16 protein-coding genes and 1 riboswitch are annotated in these 15,599 nt (G+C 49.2%); of the genes, 2 read left to right on the top strand and 14 right to left on the bottom strand.

What is annotated here, in order from left to right:
* Positions 1-11: 11 nt before the first annotated feature.
* From qcrB to ACFQ3W_RS20940, 3 genes are all read right to left on the bottom strand, one after another.
* Positions 12-683 (bottom strand): menaquinol-cytochrome c reductase cytochrome b subunit, encoded by a 672-nt coding sequence (qcrB, locus tag ACFQ3W_RS20950; RefSeq protein ID WP_379321187.1) that lies wholly within the window; start codon positions 681-683, stop codon positions 12-14.
* 16 nt (positions 684-699) lie between these two features.
* Complete coding sequence (locus ACFQ3W_RS20945; protein ID WP_379321186.1) at positions 700-1,242, bottom strand: ubiquinol-cytochrome c reductase iron-sulfur subunit; 543 nt, start codon at positions 1,240-1,242, stop codon at positions 700-702.
* A gap of 185 nt (positions 1,243-1,427) precedes the next feature.
* Positions 1,428-1,856, bottom strand: coding sequence for a DUF2487 family protein (locus tag ACFQ3W_RS20940; RefSeq protein ID WP_379321185.1), 429 nt, complete (start codon positions 1,854-1,856; stop codon positions 1,428-1,430).
* A gap of 188 nt (positions 1,857-2,044) precedes the next feature.
* Here ACFQ3W_RS20940 and ACFQ3W_RS20935 point away from each other — a divergent pair, with 188 nt between their 5' ends.
* Positions 2,045-3,325, top strand: a complete 1,281-nt coding sequence (locus ACFQ3W_RS20935) for an MFS transporter (RefSeq protein ID WP_379321255.1) — start codon at positions 2,045-2,047, stop codon at positions 3,323-3,325.
* Positions 3,326-3,448: 123 nt separating this feature from the next.
* On the opposite strand, the gene ACFQ3W_RS20930 is transcribed toward ACFQ3W_RS20935, so the two are convergent.
* The 11 genes from ACFQ3W_RS20930 to ACFQ3W_RS20880 all read right to left on the bottom strand — a co-directional run bounded on the left by ACFQ3W_RS20930 (position 3,449) and on the right by ACFQ3W_RS20880 (position 14,110).
* Positions 3,449-3,631: an IDEAL domain-containing protein gene (locus tag ACFQ3W_RS20930; RefSeq protein WP_379321184.1), complete on the bottom strand. Its 183-nt coding sequence runs from the start codon at positions 3,629-3,631 to the stop codon at positions 3,449-3,451.
* 23 nt (positions 3,632-3,654) lie between these two features.
* The gene (locus ACFQ3W_RS20925) at positions 3,655-4,161 is read right to left on the bottom strand and encodes a gamma carbonic anhydrase family protein (protein WP_379321183.1); all 507 of its coding nucleotides are present in this window, start codon (positions 4,159-4,161) and stop codon (positions 3,655-3,657) included.
* A 103-nt stretch (positions 4,162-4,264) separates the two neighbouring features.
* Positions 4,265-5,353: a hypothetical protein gene (locus ACFQ3W_RS20920; RefSeq protein WP_379321182.1), complete on the bottom strand. Its 1,089-nt coding sequence runs from the start codon at positions 5,351-5,353 to the stop codon at positions 4,265-4,267.
* Between the two features lie 100 nt (positions 5,354-5,453).
* The gene (locus tag ACFQ3W_RS20915) at positions 5,454-6,056 is read right to left on the bottom strand and encodes a histidine phosphatase family protein (RefSeq protein WP_379321181.1); all 603 of its coding nucleotides are present in this window, start codon (positions 6,054-6,056) and stop codon (positions 5,454-5,456) included.
* Positions 6,057-6,075: 19 nt separating this feature from the next.
* Positions 6,076-6,669, bottom strand: coding sequence for a zf-HC2 domain-containing protein (locus ACFQ3W_RS20910; RefSeq protein WP_379321180.1), 594 nt, complete (start codon positions 6,667-6,669; stop codon positions 6,076-6,078).
* Complete coding sequence (locus ACFQ3W_RS20905) at positions 6,666-7,259, bottom strand: RNA polymerase sigma factor (RefSeq protein WP_379321179.1); 594 nt, start codon at positions 7,257-7,259, stop codon at positions 6,666-6,668. The genes ACFQ3W_RS20910 and ACFQ3W_RS20905 overlap by 4 nt, the downstream gene beginning before the upstream one ends.
* A 314-nt stretch (positions 7,260-7,573) precedes the next feature.
* A complete protein-coding gene (gene thiE / locus ACFQ3W_RS20900) occupies positions 7,574-8,236 on the bottom strand; it encodes a thiamine phosphate synthase (protein WP_379321178.1) in 663 nt (220 codons plus the stop codon).
* A complete protein-coding gene (gene thiD / locus ACFQ3W_RS20895) occupies positions 8,236-9,054 on the bottom strand; it encodes a bifunctional hydroxymethylpyrimidine kinase/phosphomethylpyrimidine kinase (RefSeq protein WP_379321177.1) in 819 nt (272 codons plus the stop codon). The genes thiE and thiD overlap by 1 nt, the downstream gene beginning before the upstream one ends.
* Positions 9,051-9,899, bottom strand: a complete 849-nt coding sequence (thiM, locus tag ACFQ3W_RS20890; RefSeq protein ID WP_379321176.1) for a hydroxyethylthiazole kinase — start codon at positions 9,897-9,899, stop codon at positions 9,051-9,053. Before thiM ends, thiD begins: the two co-directional genes overlap by 4 nt.
* A 71-nt stretch (positions 9,900-9,970) precedes the next feature.
* Positions 9,971-10,651: a thiaminase II gene (gene tenA, locus ACFQ3W_RS20885; RefSeq protein WP_379321175.1), complete on the bottom strand. Its 681-nt coding sequence runs from the start codon at positions 10,649-10,651 to the stop codon at positions 9,971-9,973.
* A 147-nt stretch (positions 10,652-10,798) separates the two neighbouring features.
* Positions 10,799-10,901, bottom strand: a riboswitch (TPP riboswitch).
* A gap of 47 nt (positions 10,902-10,948) precedes the next feature.
* Entirely contained in the window at positions 10,949-14,110 is a 3,162-nt protein-coding gene (locus ACFQ3W_RS20880; RefSeq protein ID WP_379321174.1) for an alpha-mannosidase, read from the bottom strand.
* A gap of 140 nt (positions 14,111-14,250) precedes the next feature.
* Here ACFQ3W_RS20880 and ACFQ3W_RS20875 point away from each other — a divergent pair, with 140 nt between their 5' ends.
* Positions 14,251-15,216, top strand: a complete 966-nt coding sequence (locus ACFQ3W_RS20875) for a helix-turn-helix domain-containing protein (RefSeq protein WP_379321173.1) — start codon at positions 14,251-14,253, stop codon at positions 15,214-15,216.
* Positions 15,217-15,599: the final 383 nt, after the last annotated feature.

The raw sequence follows: 15,599 nt of genomic DNA, 5'->3' as shown, positions 1-15,599 counted from the left end.
GATAGTTCGATTTACAGCGGTCCGGAAATACCTTGTCTGCGGATCATTATGAAATGTCCCACCAGAAGGATTAACAGAACCGCCGGAAGGAAGAACACATGGATAGCAAAGAAACGAGTTAACGTTTCCGCGCCGACTATGGTACCGCCTTGAAGCAGTTCCTTAATGATAGGTCCTAATCCAGGAACAGAATTGGCAATTTCAAGCGTTACCTTCGTAGCGAAATAGGCTTTGTTATCCCAAGGCAACAAATAGCCTGTTAAACCAAGGCCGATCATGACAAAGAAGATAAGCATGCCGACTACCCAGTTCATTTCGCGAGGGGCTTTGTAGGACCCGGTAAAGAAAACTCGTAGGGTATGTAAGAACATCATGACGATAACCAGGCTTGCTCCCCAGTGATGCATGCCGCGCACGATTTGTCCAAAGGCGACCTGCGTTTGCAAATACTCAACACTGGCGTATGCATTAATAATATCGGGAACATAATACATCGTAAGAAACATCCCCGACAAAATTTGGATGACTGTAATGAAAAACGTCAACCCGCCGAAGCAATACACAAAGGCGGAAAAATGATGCGCCGGGTTCACGTGCTCCGGAACCTCGTGGTCAGCAACATCTCGCCAAATCGGCGTGATATCAAGACGTTCGTCAATCCAGTCGTACACATTTTTAAACATCTGATTCTACGCCTCCTTATTTCACGATCGTATTCGGGATGATGTCCCCCAAATAAACCCAGCCATCTTTCTCCATGACCTTGTATTCATCAAGCGGCTTGGAAGCAACAGCCAATTGCTTGCCTTCCTTTGTATAATGCGCCCCGTGACATGGACAATGATATTCATCTGGAAAATTCTTGTCATTATTCCATCCGATAGTGCAGCCCAAATGCTTGCAGATCGGTGAAAGCGCATAAATTTTTCCGCTCTCGTTTTTACGAATCCAGGCCGTAAGCGACGCTGTACTCAGGTACCACCCGTCCTGCTGCTTCAGCTCAAAATGAAACTCCTGCGGTTCGTTTGTAATTTTGCTGGTTTCGACCACTTTGACAAAGGTGCCTTCGCCTTTCTTATGCAGAATTGGATCTACGGCAAAACGAACCATGGGAAGCGTTACACCGCCCACCATAAACGCAGTTGCGCCTCCTAATGTGTACGTAAGAAATTGCCGACGTGACATCTCCTTATGAATAGGCGGTTCATGCGATGATTCTTGATGGTCGTGCTGATTGCTCATACTGTCTTCAACCCCCTTTGCCAGCCAATTCTTTTAGAATTCAATGACAATAATCACAAAAACCAACATCTTATAAGACATATTAATAATATATTAGCGTTTTGAGAGCGTCAAGAATTTGACACATTTTTTTCCTCACTCAAAAACCGTTATATTCACAAAATGTCGATATTTTGTCACATTCTCTATTTAACCCGAGATTGCCATAATTGCAAGATTTCTTCCTTAATAACTTCTCCTGCTTGTCCTGCAGCTAAGCCATGCAAACACTGTGGAGTTAGTATCATATCGGCATTTGGCAGCAGGTCGACCGTCCACTCCATCTCAGCCGAAACAACGATAGTATATAGGAATCCAGATTGTTTCACGTTTCCACATATTTCATTGACAAAGTCAAGCATATCGTCTTTGCCATACTGAACAGACGGATAGGTTACAACTCTGCCCTTGAAGGGAATCTCTACCCAGTCCAATAAATCTCTGAGTTTTTCTAATCTATCCGTCACTTCAAATGGCAGTTCTTTTCCCGTTAACCCCGCTACCGGAATGAGACAAGTGTCGAGATAGGGCTGCAGCTCCTCCCATTGCGAAACTTCAATATCACTAAACTTCATAATTGCTCCCCTTTTTTCCAATTAATATCTATCCCATTATAAACGTGAAATCATTGACAAATCCATCTTTTCCCACTACAATCAATCTAATTTTTAGATTGATCTCAGATCGAAGATAGAGTAATTTATCACACTATTAATAAGTAGAAACTCATTATGCACAAATGCATTAGGAGGAAAATAACATGATGGAAGCCGAGACTTCCCGGCCCAATGCTGATGAAGTCGAACAGACGAAGAATAAGCTTCTAAGCCAATTTATTGAACCGTTTCTGTTGTCACGTCCCTTCCCTTACTTGTGGCTCGGGCAATTGATTTCCTTTCTTGGCAGCTCCGTCACGATGGTTATATTGCCGGTTATCGTCTATTCGATTACTGGCTCAACGACAACAATGGGCTTCATTATGGCGGCATATATGCTGCCAAACATCATCATGCTGCCTATTTCAGGGTGGATCGTCGACCGCTATAATCGCATACATGTTATGCTTACTACCGATCTTCTCCGTTTTGTTATAATCAGTGTGCTTGCCGGATTGCTGTTTGCGGGTTCGCTTTCAGTTCACGTCTTATTTGTGCTTGTTGCGCTATATGGTGCAATGGACGGGCTCTTTCAACCTGCCTATGCGGCTGTTCGTGCGGTAGTCTTCACTCCCGAAATCCGTAATTCGGCTAACGCTATGACGCAAATTAGCAACCAGGCCGTCCGCTTAATCGGTCCTTCACTGGGTGGTATTTTGGTCACATTTATGTCAGCAGGATGGGGCATTTCGCTCGATGCGCTCACCTATGTCGCGTCTTTCGCCTGCTTATTACTGCTCCGTAAGCTTATTCCCTTTCAACGTAGCCAAACCGCGAAATCCTCCGGAGTCGGTAATGACTTTACCGAAGGCTTTGCTGTTTTAAAGGGCAACGCTTGGCTTTGGATTACGATCGTTGTCTTTTCCCTGGTGAATATATGCTACAGCGGACTCGTTACTGTACTTCTTCCCTGGTTGTTCAAAATCCATTTGGAGATGAGTCCTTATGTCTACGGAATTGCCGTGACCTGCTCGGGAGCGGGCGCGATCATTGCAGGACTTGTTTTCGGGATGAAAAAACAGTGGCATCGACGCGGGATTTTCGCCTACGGTGGAGCCATTGCCAGTGGCATCGCACTTCTGCTCATGTCCATAACCCCAAATGCAGTAGGGCTATGCGCCCTGTTTGCTCTGGAGGGATTCGGCATTATGATCTTCGGACTCATCTGGGAGACAACGATGCAGGAGCTTGTGCCCCAGGAAGCTTTTGGACGTGTAGCCAGCCTTGATATGCTCGGTTCCTTTGCCCTGCTCCCAGTAGGATTTGTTGTCATAGGGTGGCTGGCTGACGTAATTGGCGGTACTCAAACGATAGCCCTATTTGCTTCGATCGGCATATTAGCACTCATCTGTGCTTTGTTAGTTCCAGCAATCCGGAGATTTGATTAATATAAACAAAGAAGCCACCCCAAGTAGAGAACTTTCTCCATTTTCTATAGGGATTGGCTTCTTTTTCTAGTTATAGGCCCGTTTGCGCTTACAAGGATCATTGAGATCACAACAACCTGAACATCATTCTTCCAGTGTCTTCAGTTCATCCGTCAGGAGCCGGAAGGCAACCTCATCTCCATTCGCCAAAGCGGTATCGATCTCACTATAGATTTGCTCCGAACGATGTTTCCGAAGCGCTTCGTCCCATATCATTTCCGCCGCCAAACTGAGCATTGCTTCATAAGTAACCTTCATCTGATCCATAGGATGCACCTCCAAACCATGGTTTAAATCATCCTATATTCTTTTCCCTTCACCACATAGCTTTCCGTCGTCAGCCTCATCCGCTGTAAATCGTCATCTGTCAGTTCGCGTACGACTCTGGCAGGGGAACCTAGAGAAAGAGTATAGGGTGGAATTTTAGTATTTTCCGTTACTAAAGAACCTGCTCCTACTAAAGCATATTCACCAATGTCGGCGCCGTTTAGGACGATCGCCCCCATTCCGATTAATGTGCCTTTACCTATGCGGCATCCATGGATAATGGCTGCATGGCCCACGGATACGTCACTTTCTACGATGAGCGGCTGAGAAGTATTCACATGACCGATGACGCCGTCCTGAATGTTGGAACGTTCACCGATAACAATTTCCGCTAAATCACCGCGAAGCACTGCATTGTACCAAATGCTGGCCTCGCTTAAAACCGTCACGTTTCCGATCAGTTTGGCGCCTTCTGCAATAAACACACTGGGGTCTACTGCAGGTGTTCTCCCTAGATAACTTAGCAACACGGCCATCACTCTCCCCGATATGAATTGGGGAAAATTGTAACAACATTACGTAGCTTTTGTCAACGCTTTGCCGTTTTGTTCCTCTTTTGCCCGTTATGTAAGTTTACTTTTTCTGCAACCATTCTACTGCCTTATTACCAAAGAGAGTCGACTGAACATAGCGTTCTTGATGCTCGTCCTCCCCAATGCGAACCATTCCTAAATGAAGCATCATCTGCAAAATACGCTCTTCGAAAATGGATTTGGAGGAATCATAGTAAAACGGTTTGATTAACGACTCCACTCTTCCATACAACGAAGACACAGTCACCCAATCTTTCGAACAGCGTTCTACCCAATAAACTAGCGAAAGCAAGTTAGGAATCGGCCCTTTATATAATCTTAACCAAAAGCGGACAAAATGTACCATCGGTTCTCGCTGCTGCTCCGCCAAAAAAGATTTTCCAGCTTCCGTTAACTCAAGATGGCTGCTATTCTCTTGAATAAGACGGGAATGGTAGGCATAATCATACAGTAAAGCGAACCGGTTCGGGTAGTCTTTGAAACGCCGTCCATAGCCAAATCGCCAACCTTTGGGAGCCAGAGCTTCCGATACATGTAGAGACTCCAAAATCTGAAGCTGGCTTCTACGGTACATCACGCCTTCGCTGTTCAATGGAATTTCGTGCTTTTGCACATATTCCAAAAAAATCAGCAGGTCTGTTGGAAGCATTTCCGGTTCTTCTCGGTACATGGACGGTTCGGCCTTAGCTGACATAACCTCTGCCTTAAATCGATGCTCTAGCGCCTCACGGAAACGAAGCTTTAAATCCTCCGGCACTTGAAAGAGGTAACGTGTGCTTTGGGTTGAGCCGTTAAACAACCACCCCCGCTGTCTGAATCTGGCGATCATTTCCCGCGGGTTTTCCCGCTCCTTAGCATCCTGCGTAAATCGGGACGCTCCAGCGCAAGCTACCAACTCCTCCAAACTGAACTGGTGTCGCCCATCGAATAGCAAGGTATTCAAAAAGCGTAAATCTTCCATACTCATCCCGCTGACATGTCGGTCGATAAAATCTCGACGACTTACCGTCTGCAAAATGGACTGGATCAGTTCATTTTTCGAATGGCCGCTGCATTCGCACCCATAATGATCTGCAATTCTACTGAGCTGTACGATGTCGGCAAAAGAGAGCATATCCGCCAGATTCATATATTACCGCCTCGCCGTTTTAATACCATTATGGGAAGATTTACAGCATTTATTCCATGGAACGGCGATTTTTTCCCAAAAAAACCCGGCCTAAGCCGGTTTACTTTCTTTCCTCTATGATTTCTTCCAAGTGGCGAGTACAGTTGTACAGCCGCATATTCCAAAACTCGCTATCCTTCTTCTCAAGAATCGTCAGCGATAAGTTGCCAATCCGCTCGTTGTATTTATTGTGGTATAACGCAATATAGAGCTGGGCAAGCAAGCCGCCGTGCGATACGACGAGGACATTGCTTTCCGGATGCTGATCCGCCAAGTCCGCCATAAAGGCTAACGCTCTTTTGCGAATTTCTTCATCCTTTTCCTGACCTAACTCCAGCTGGTTCCAATCCTTGCCCCAAAGAGTTTCTCTCTCCGTCGCAGTTAGTCCCTCAACCTCACCGAACGCACGCTCCATTAATCTTGAATCCGGATCGTATAAAGGAATATCTAATGCCTCGGCTATTATGGTTCCGGTCTCCTGCGCTCTTGATAGGCCGCTTGTTATTACAAAATCCCAGTGGTAATCGTTATCTTGCTTGAGCCGCTCAGCAAGACGTCTTGCCTGTGCTCTTCCCTCTTCGTTTAACGGAATATCGCTCTGCCCCTGGATTCTTCCCGCAGCATTCCAGTCTGTTAGTCCATGTCGTATTAATCCGACGAGCATAATCATCCCCCTCAACCTGCTATCTCTTTGAACGACGAATACCTTTCCAGGAAATCAGGGCAAGTATCATACCAGCCATCGAAAGAACCATCCAATATTGCGGATAGGCTGGACCCATTTGCGCTACAAAAGGCTCCACGATTCCGCGTGATACCGTTGGAAGTGCAAAACTATAATCATCTGACGTGTCCGAATCCGCAGCAGCTACAACCGTCGGAAGAACACCGGTCATGGGTTCCGCTGGTTTTTGATTGAAATGACTATTAATCAGGAATACAAAGCTGCACAAGAATACCATGACGAAGCAACCCGCCCAAATCGATAGCCGACGCCGAAAACGTCTAGATACGCCGCCACCTTTTACATCCGGTGCCAGCCAAGGTGATTCCGCATAAATACGATCCATTACCCTGCGGTTTACAGCTTCCGCCTGCTCCTCGGTAACCTCCATAGGATTGTTCTGCAACATATTCATGGTTTCATCCCATTGACGGTATTCAGCCGCGCAAGACTCGCAGCCCAAAAGGTGCCACTCCAGCATTTTACGCTGAGGATGTTGTTCGGGCAGGTCGCGCATCAATCCGAACAATTCTTGGGCCTCTTGACAATTCATCTGCTTTTCATCCCTTCATATTGCTCATAGATGGGTTCATAAAAGTAGGGTTCAAGCTGACTTTTTACGCTACTACGCGCTCGGAACAACAGCGATTTCACAGCGCTTACGCTTTGTCCCAAAATACTCGCTATCTCCTGGTAATCCAGTTGATCGTATTCGCGCAAAATCAGAGCAGACCTTTGTTTCTCCGGGAGATTGTTGATGGCTTCGCGTACCATCCCCACTTTCTCACTGCGTAGAACAGCCTGCTCAGGAGCTACTTCGCTAGGAGCCAAAGGAACGTACCCGCTTTCATCGAGCGGAACATTTCCGCTGCGCTGTTTTCTAAGCTCACTAAGCACCGTATTACGCGCGATCGTGTATAACCAGGTAGAGAAAGACGCATCCAATTCCCGAAAGGAATGCAAACTCCGAAATGCTTTATAGAACGTTTCCGAGCATAAATCTTCAGCCAGCAGCTCCAGGTGAGCGCTCTTCAACATGTGGTAAACGAAGGCCAATATTTTCCGCTGATATCTGCGCATCAACTCCGAGTACAGCTCCGTATTACCTTCTTTAATTTCACGAATCATTTGGGAATCCGTCATTTGAGTGCGATCCTCCTCGCGCTTCCATGTGCTTCTTCCCGTTCGAATCTTACATCATTTAATACCGAACAGGATTCAAAAAGTTGCGGTTAATTATGTAATAAAAATAAAAAATTTCATCGACTACGGAAAAGTTTCACGCCAAAGTTCCAACATATTATACCATAGAAGTAGGAATTAAAAAAACCTACAATCTCTCCAGTGACAAGCTGTAAAGCCCGTAAATATAAGCCGCTTCTTCATTTTGTCAAAAAAAGAGGGAGAAAGCCTGCCTCCAATTAGAGCAGTTTCTCCCATAAATGTATTGCTGAACGTCAGCGATTTTCGCGAACGGCTTGCTTGAGTTTCTTTACTGCACCTCGTACATTATCTGCTTGCGTAATCGCCGAAATGACCGCGATGCCGTCCGCCTCGGCGCGAATAACTTCGCAGGCCGAATCTGTGGTGATTCCACCGATGCCAACCAGGGGTAAATCGATGCCCTTTCTTCGCATTTCGCAAATGATATTGGTGCCTTGTGGTGCTTTTGCGTCGGATTTGGATGCGGTTGGAAAAATCGGACCGACACCTAGGTAATCCGCCCCTCTATGAATCGCTGCCTCCGCCTCCACAACCGTATAAGCAGATACACCCAGGATCATATTGCCGATTCGGGATCGGACAAGGTCGGCCACTTCATCGGTTTGACCTACATGCACACCGTCAGCCCCAATTTGTAGGGCAAGCTCTACATCGTCATTGATGATGAAAGGTATATTAGCTTTTCGGCAAACCTCGTGAAGCTGCATTGCCAGCCGAAACATTAGCTCGCCGTGTAAGGCACCCTCTCCTTTCTCGCGGAACTGGACGAGTGTGACACCACCAGCAATAGCTTCCTCTAAGACCAGGATCGGCTCCGCTTTGCAATTGGGGCTTCCAATCACCAAATACGTTTCAAGCAGTCCGCGCATCCGAGAGGATGAAATCCGGCCACTCATCAGAGAACTCCCCCTTGCAGGCGCCGGTAGGCAAAGTGATTAGTTGGGCCATGCCCTTGACCCAGTCCTAAATGGCTTTCAATGGCTGCCTGGATAAAGTCTCTGGCGGTTTGAACCGCCTGTGCAGAGGAGGCTCCCTTGGCCAGCTCGGCCGTGATCGCTGCTGAGAAGGTGCAGCCGGTACCATGCGTATGCTTCGTAAAGATTCGCTGGCCATGCAGCTCAGTAAAATCGCTGCCGTCATAAAGTAAATCGACGACCCGATCCCCTCCGCTATCGTCGTGCCCGCCCTTGATTACGACTTGCTTCGCCCCGAGGCTGCAAATCCGCTTGGCCGCATTGCGTCGATCCTCCATATTGCCGATATGCATCCCGGAGAGCGTCTCAGCCTCCGGAATATTCGGCGTTATGATATATGCCAGCGGCAGCAAGCTTTTCTTTAAGGCATGCACCGCCTCCGGCAGAAGCAATGAGGCGCCGCCCTTGGCGATCATCACCGGATCGACGACGACCTTCGTCCAGCCGAAGGCACGGATGCGATCCGCTACCGCCTGAATGATCTCTGCACTGAACAGCATCCCGGTTTTCAAGGCGTCGACACCAAGATCAGAGCCGACCGCATCGATCTGCTCCGCCGCAGCCTTCGGCGGCAGCGGGTAAACATTTTCGACGCCAAGCGTATTCTGAACTGTAATCGCGGTAATCGCAGACATGCCATACACGTTCAGCTCTTGAAACGTTTTGAGATCGGCCTGAATACCGGCTCCGCCACCGCTATCCGAACCGGCGATTGTCAGCGCCCTTGGAATCGTGCTCATCCGAGCCACCACCCTCCAGCGCCGGTTGCCTGAATCTCCCGTACTGCGGCCTGTCCCTTCAGCGAATGCGGATGAAGCTTCGCCAGCTCATCCAGAAAAGCGATCTGGAAGCTGCCCGGACCGGCAGCTCCAGCTCGCTCCGCGGCGCGGGAGGCGGCGGAGGCATAAAAGGCCAGCCCGGCGGTGCCGGCCAGCAGCAAATCCGACTCCACCGCGGCAAATGCACCAAGCACCGACGTGAGTAGGCAGCCCGTACCGGTCACCTGCGTCAGCAAGGCGTCCCCGCCGCTGACGACCCGGCACAGCTGCCCGTCGGTGATCACATCCTCACGGCCGGTGATGGCCACGACCGTGTTCAGCTTGCGCGCCGCCCGCACCGCGAGGTCGGCGTTCCCGTCGCCGGTGCTGTCGCCGGCGTCCACGCCCTTGATCTCACGGCTTTCGCCTACGAGATGGGCGATTTCCGCCGCGTTGCCCCGCACCAGCGACACCTTCACCTCGCGTAAAATCCGCAGCGCGGATTCTGTGCGGAAGCTCGTCGCTCCCGTCCCCACCGGGTCGAGCAGCACCGGAACGCCATGAGCATTTGCTGAAGAAGCGGCAAGAATCATCGCGTCGATCAACTCTTTTGTGAGCGTCCCAATGTTCAAGACGAGCGCACCGGCGATTTTCGCCATATCCGCCACTTCCTCGGGGGCATAAGCCATGACTGGAGAAGCGCCAAGCGCATACAGGCCGTTGGCCGTGAAATTCGTAACCACGACGTTCGTCATATTGTGAACGAGCGGTTTCTTTTGCTGTACTCTGGTTAGAAGATCGGAAAGTTCTTTTTCCTGCAAACTCATCGTTCTCAGCCTCTTTCAATAAAAGGATTGGTAAGGTATCAATTCATTCATATCAGCCACAATAACATCCTTTATTTCACCTGAGCCGGCACCGGCCAGTTCTCCAGCTTATAAGCCATATCCCAGAACAAATATTCCATCTGGCAGCTTACTAGAAAATGCTCCGCCGCCTTCCGCTTATCCGCCTCAGGCGCTTGCTCAGCCCATTCATCCAGCATATTGCAGAACTTTTCGGTCAAGTCTGTCATCTGGAATTTGTAGAACTGGATCCAGTCATAGAAAGGATGCTCCGGCGCCGGGTTGACCTCCTCCGCTAGTTTTTGGCCGATCTCCATATATGTCCAAGGACAAGGCAGCAGCACAGCCAGGATTTCTCCGAGACTGCCTTCATAGGCAACCGTCAGCATGTGCCGGGTATAATGGTGGGCCGTTGGTGAGAGGGGATAACCCTGTAATTCCTCGTAAGTCACTCCCGCGACCGTGCAAAAATTTTGATGCGGATGAATTTCGCTATGAAGAATAAAAGAAATCTGCTCGCTAAAAATCGCCATCTCCTCGCGGCTTACGCATTTGGATACGGCAATCCCGTAAATTCTCGCGAACGCATTTAAGTACTCAAAATCCTGTTTCACGTAATGAATTAGCTGTTCCTTTTGCAGGTCACCTGCAGCGATCCCTCTGACAAACGGGTGTCCATAAATCGCCTGAAAAATATCGTCCGCCTGCCGGCGAAGCTCTTTTGAAAAGCTCACCCTTCTCCACCTCCAAAATTATTCATCCGGAAATGACACCTAGGGGAACCTGCAGAGCAGCGCAAAAAAGCCGCTCCGTAGGGGAGCGGCTTAGGTTTAATACGACTTAGGTTATCACGAATAAACGTGCGAACTTGTAAACCATCATCGGGGCCGACTCCACTTTCCTACGCTAGTATGAACTAGATCAGGTTCAAAGGGTCCAAGATATCTCTTGTCTCAGCCGTTCACGGCGCCCCTAGTGGATTTCCTATTCAATTTATTTCACTATAACTGTACCTATCCTTGCCGAAGATGTCAATTGACAGCTTTTTTTTGCAGGAGTAAACGAATCGTTTTAATCTCATATGGCGAGACGTCAAGCGTGGCCTGACCTTGGTTCAGTTCTCCAACCGGACGCTCTAGCAAATCGGTTTCCTGCCAAGCTGCAAAGTTTAGGTCGCTTTCCAAGGAAACGGTGCCCCGTCCCCCTTTGTACTCGTGGAAGCGAACGATGATGCTGTCATCATCCTCCGCTTTTTTGATGGTGTCGATAACGACATCGCTACTACCGACAGCTCTTAGCAAGGAGAAGGATGGGGCGGTCGCCATGCCGCTAGTGGCGTAAACCGGCAAATTGAGCAGCGAAGCTGCCTGTACGGTTCCTCCCTCGGCCCATGATCCCTCATGCGGGAACAGGGAGTAAGTGAAGGAGTGCGTTCCGCGATCCGCTTCAGGGTCAGGGTACGTTGCCGACTTGAGCAAAGATAGACGGATGACGTTATCTTTAATGTCATGCCCATATTTGCAATCGTTCAACAGACTGACGCCATAGCCATGCTCCGATAGATCGACCCACTCATGCCCTACCGTTTCGAAGCGTGCCAGATCCCATGAGGTATTCCAATGCGTCGGACGCTTCACATTGCCAAACTGAATGTCGTAGGTGGCTTCCGTGGCCCGGATGCTGACCGGAAAAGCGACTTTCAGCAGCTGCTGGCGTTCCTGCCAGTCCACTTCCGTTTGGAAATCGATCCGACGGCTGTCCGCATAAACGATCATCTGCTGGCGAACGACCGAGTTCAAATATTTCCAGGTGAAGGAAACGACGGAGCGCAGTTCACCGGTTTGGACCTTGCAATCTGTAAGCTCAGCAATTTCACGCATTTTTTCCTGGTAGTAAATATCGATATCCCACGCGTCGAACATTTTTGGCTTATCCTCAAATACTTGAAGCACGTTCCCGCGTGCCCCGGCAGCAAGCACCTCGCGCCCGGCGGCAATATCGAAGATGGAGGTAAGCTGACCGTTCTCATTCCATTCCAGCTTATAGTACGGTGTTTGGATTCCGTTTGTTTGCACGGTAAAGGCTGTACTCTCGTTCACAGATTCCGATTTGAGAGCTGTCCGCTGCTCATTAGCATGAGCTTCGTGAACACGGCGCAGTGCCTTAAACCCGAACGGCGGAACATTTTCAACCCGCACAAAGTGCTGATTTCCGTCAAATTCGGATACGAGCAGATTGCCGTCCGCATCGCTCCAGCATACATCCTTATGTTTGTCCGCCACGGCAACGAGGCCGCTATAGCTCCATGGCGAAGGATTCCAAACCGTATAGGCGCCTTCCGCATCGGTGGTCAGGGCATTTAACGCATCAGACCGGCACTCCTGCAGCAGTCCTTCGGCTTCCTCGTATTCCACCCGGGAATCCTGATAAACCTCTGAAATCGACGAGCCCGGAATAATATCATGGAACTGATTGCGCAGGATCGTTTTCCAGCTTTCGTCGAGCTTGGCCTTCGGATAACCGGCCCAGCTTCCGTTCAGCAGACCCTGTAAGCTCAGCAGCCACTCAGCATCCCGTGACAGAAGCTCCAGTTTGCGATTCATTTTTTTATTGTGCGCCTGGCTTGTATATGTTCCGCGATGATACTCCAGGTATAGCTCACCGTCCCAAGTGTGGACATAGCGATCCGTGCTCTTCACCGTTTCCTGCAGCTTGGCAAAATAATCGTCCGCCCGTCCGGTGACGACCTGAGGAAGACCTGGCATTTCGTCCAGTCTCCGCCGCAGCTCCAGTTGCTCCCGGTTGACGCCGCCGCCACCGTCTCCATAACCGTAGGACAGAAGCAAATCCTTGTTGATCTCCTTATCCATGTAGGTATCCCAGATTCCCTTTACGCTGAACGCTTCCACCTGCCCGTTGTAGGTATACAACCAGGAATTGCTGTCCTGCGGCGTCGTGATGAAATGCGTCAGCACCTCGCTGCCGTCAATGCCCCGCCACCAGAACGTATCGTGCGGCATCCGGTTGTATTGGTTCCAGCTGATTTTGGTCGTCATAAACGTGTCGATGCCCGATTTGCGCAAAATTTGCGGCAGCGCCCAACTGTAGCCGAATACGTCAGGCAGCCACAAATAGGTGCATTCTCTGCCGAACTCCTCACGGAACAAGCGGGTGCCATAAAGGAGCTGCCGCACCAACGATTCCCCGCTGGTCAAATTGCAGTCCGCCTCCAGCCACATGCCCCCGGCCGCTTCCCAGCGTCCTTCCTTCACGCGCTCTTTGATTTGGGCATAAATTTCAGGATAATCCTTCTTGATATATTCATAAAGCTGAGGTTGGGTTTGCAAAAATACGTACTCCGGAAACAGCTCCATTAAGCGGAGGACCGTACTGAAGGAGCGTGCCGCCTTTTCCCGCGTATGCTTCAGCCGCCACAGCCAGGCTACATCGATATGAGTGTGGCCGATGCAGTGAACCGTCACCGGGGAAGTTTTTTTCATCGCAGCTACGGCATCGGTCAGACTTGCTTCGGCCTCGTACACCGAGGAGTAAAACGACTCCGAGCCCGGCATGGACCAATCGATCTGCATAAATGCACGATCAAGTCCTTTAAGCAGTTCCACACGTTCCGGCGACTCTTCCGGCAAAACATGTACGGTTTGCATTGCCGCGCGCGCTGTATAGTACAAACTGTCAACAGCTTCATCCAACCAGGCGATTTCCGCACGATAAACCCGGTGCTCCTGAATTTGCGGTCTGCCCCCGCCTTCTAAACCGGACCAGAGCCGAAATTGCAGCAGTACTTCCGTTCCGGCGGTTTCCTGGGGCAAAAATACTTCCTGATGGTTCTGGTCGACGCCTTGAAAGGGCTTACCATTTACATAAAGCAGCGATTCAAAACCCGAGTTGTTGCCTCCCCCGGTTTTTCCAAAATCGAACAAGCCCACAATTCGGCGATCTTTCCAAGCCTCCGGAATATTGACGCCTGCTTCAAGCCACAAATACAAGTCGCGGCCTTCCCAGCGATCATTCAACTGTGTGCATGACCATTTTCCTTCCTTTGGCGGTTTGGTGCCGATCCGTCCTTCTTCATCCACCTGCGAGCGAAATGCCGGAATCGGCATTGCCTCACGGTAGCGATAAGCTTCAAGGTCCCGAATTCGGGCTTCTAATTTTTCTTTCGTCCAAAACATCCTTTAGTTCCTCCCCGGTTGCGTTAATTCATTCACCCTCATTTTGCGTTTTTAGCCGTTTGAAGTAAATTACTTATCCTCATCTCTTTTTGTCCTATTATGATATGATGGTGCAAGAGCCTAAAAAGGAGAGCGAACCGATGGACTTAAAGAAGTGGAAAAATGAGCTATCTACCGTGCTAAACGGGTTATGCAGCGAAATTCGAATCAACGACGCCGTCATTGATTGGGTTGACATCGTAATTGAACAAACCGGAAGCTCGGGAAAATGCCCTCCGCACGCTCATACCTGGTATGAGTTTAATTACGTCCTATCTGGTCAGATTCAGACAAGATTTATGGATAAGGATATCATGATCCGTAAAGGAGAGTTCTTCCTCATTCCGCCGGGAATGACCCATTCGCACGTGTACTTCAAGGAAAATCCGCTCGAAGGGGTTTGTTTGCGATGGAGGTTCAGTCCTAGCGTGGAACAAACGGACGGAGCGAGTATGGATGATGGAGAGCTTCGGCCTTCGTCTGATGCCGATGGTGAGCAAGCAGCGAGCTCGCTATTTCATAGACTAAGTCTTCTCAAAGATTGGCCGCCCGGAGCGCACCACGATCATTACGGGATTCAGCCCCTATTGCTGCGTTTGTTTGAAGAGGCCGGCGCCGGATGTTCCACACTGTATTTGCAGCTTCTGCTGGTGCAATTTTTAGAAATATTGGCATCTGTTCGCGCCTCCCACCATCCTTCCGCTGCCAAATCCGCAGGGGCTACGGACGCTCTGGTCCGTAAGGTTGAGATTTACCTGGAGGATTTTCAGGGAGAACAGCTTAACGTGGAGGAGCTCGCCGCCTCTATGCATATGAGCTACGGCCATCTATCCCGCGTGTACAAGCAAAAGACGGGGCGCACCATCGTCGAGGAAATGAACCGGATCCGGCTCACTAAAGCTTGCGAATTGCTGCGAAAGCCTTCACTGCTCATAAAGGAGGTAGCGGAGCAATCCGGTTTTGCCGATATCTATTACTTTAGCAAAGCGTTTAAGAAAAAATATGGGGTCAGCCCGCAAGCGTACCGAAAGCAGGGGCTTGCTGCAGCGGAGTTGGAGGGGCTATAATCGTGTATTCCTTCTAGTCGGTCGTTTGTTTTGAAGTATTTTCTCATCAGAACAGTATGTTTTTATCTGAAGCGACATGTAGATGCATAAAGTGCATTTATTTTCCACATTTTGCCCGAATTTTCCGTAATAGTTGTAAAAAATACATTTAATATCAGCCAATCTCGTATCTATCGGCTTATCTAACCCATTTAAATGCACTTTTTGCATTTACTTTTTCCTAACCTTCAAGGTGGCTATAAGTAACTGTATAAAATGTACGTCTGTTGATTTACCAAAAAAAGGGTAGCAAAAAGGCCCCACATTCGGTAAAGTGTTTGTACCCCTACAAACCATCCGAAACGAGGCGGCCTCATGAAAAAGTCTACTTCATTATCAAACAT

It is taken from the genome of Paenibacillus puldeungensis (assembly GCF_042678945.1).
Lineage (GTDB): Bacteria > Bacillota > Bacilli > Paenibacillales > Paenibacillaceae > Fontibacillus > Fontibacillus puldeungensis.
The sequence above is the reverse complement of the archived record's forward strand: the minus strand, read 5'-3'. Positions and strand labels throughout refer to the sequence as shown.

Excerpts from the sequence above, each read along its gene's own strand:
- qcrB (WP_379321187.1), bottom strand. The coding sequence starts at position 683 with ATGTTTAAAAATGTGTACGACTGGATTGACGAACGTCTTGATATCACG.
- ACFQ3W_RS20945 (WP_379321186.1), bottom strand. The coding sequence starts at position 1,242 with ATGAGCAATCAGCACGACCATCAAGAATCATCGCATGAACCGCCTATT.
- ACFQ3W_RS20940 (WP_379321185.1), bottom strand. The coding sequence starts at position 1,856 with ATGAAGTTTAGTGATATTGAAGTTTCGCAATGGGAGGAGCTGCAGCCC.
- ACFQ3W_RS20935 (WP_379321255.1), top strand. The coding sequence starts at position 2,045 with ATGGAAGCCGAGACTTCCCGGCCCAATGCTGATGAAGTCGAACAGACG.
- ACFQ3W_RS20930 (WP_379321184.1), bottom strand. The coding sequence starts at position 3,631 with ATGGATCAGATGAAGGTTACTTATGAAGCAATGCTCAGTTTGGCGGCG.
- ACFQ3W_RS20920 (WP_379321182.1), bottom strand. The coding sequence starts at position 5,353 with ATGAATCTGGCGGATATGCTCTCTTTTGCCGACATCGTACAGCTCAGT.
- ACFQ3W_RS20915 (WP_379321181.1), bottom strand. The coding sequence starts at position 6,056 with ATGCTCGTCGGATTAATACGACATGGACTAACAGACTGGAATGCTGCG.
- ACFQ3W_RS20910 (WP_379321180.1), bottom strand. The coding sequence starts at position 6,669 with ATGAATTGTCAAGAGGCCCAAGAATTGTTCGGATTGATGCGCGACCTG.
- ACFQ3W_RS20905 (WP_379321179.1), bottom strand. The coding sequence starts at position 7,259 with ATGACGGATTCCCAAATGATTCGTGAAATTAAAGAAGGTAATACGGAG.
- thiE (WP_379321178.1), bottom strand. The coding sequence starts at position 8,236 with ATGAGTGGCCGGATTTCATCCTCTCGGATGCGCGGACTGCTTGAAACG.
- thiD (WP_379321177.1), bottom strand. The coding sequence starts at position 9,054 with ATGAGCACGATTCCAAGGGCGCTGACAATCGCCGGTTCGGATAGCGGT.
- thiM (WP_379321176.1), bottom strand. The coding sequence starts at position 9,899 with ATGAGTTTGCAGGAAAAAGAACTTTCCGATCTTCTAACCAGAGTACAG.
- ACFQ3W_RS20880 (WP_379321174.1), bottom strand. The coding sequence starts at position 14,110 with ATGTTTTGGACGAAAGAAAAATTAGAAGCCCGAATTCGGGACCTTGAA.
- ACFQ3W_RS20875 (WP_379321173.1), top strand. The coding sequence starts at position 14,251 with ATGGACTTAAAGAAGTGGAAAAATGAGCTATCTACCGTGCTAAACGGG.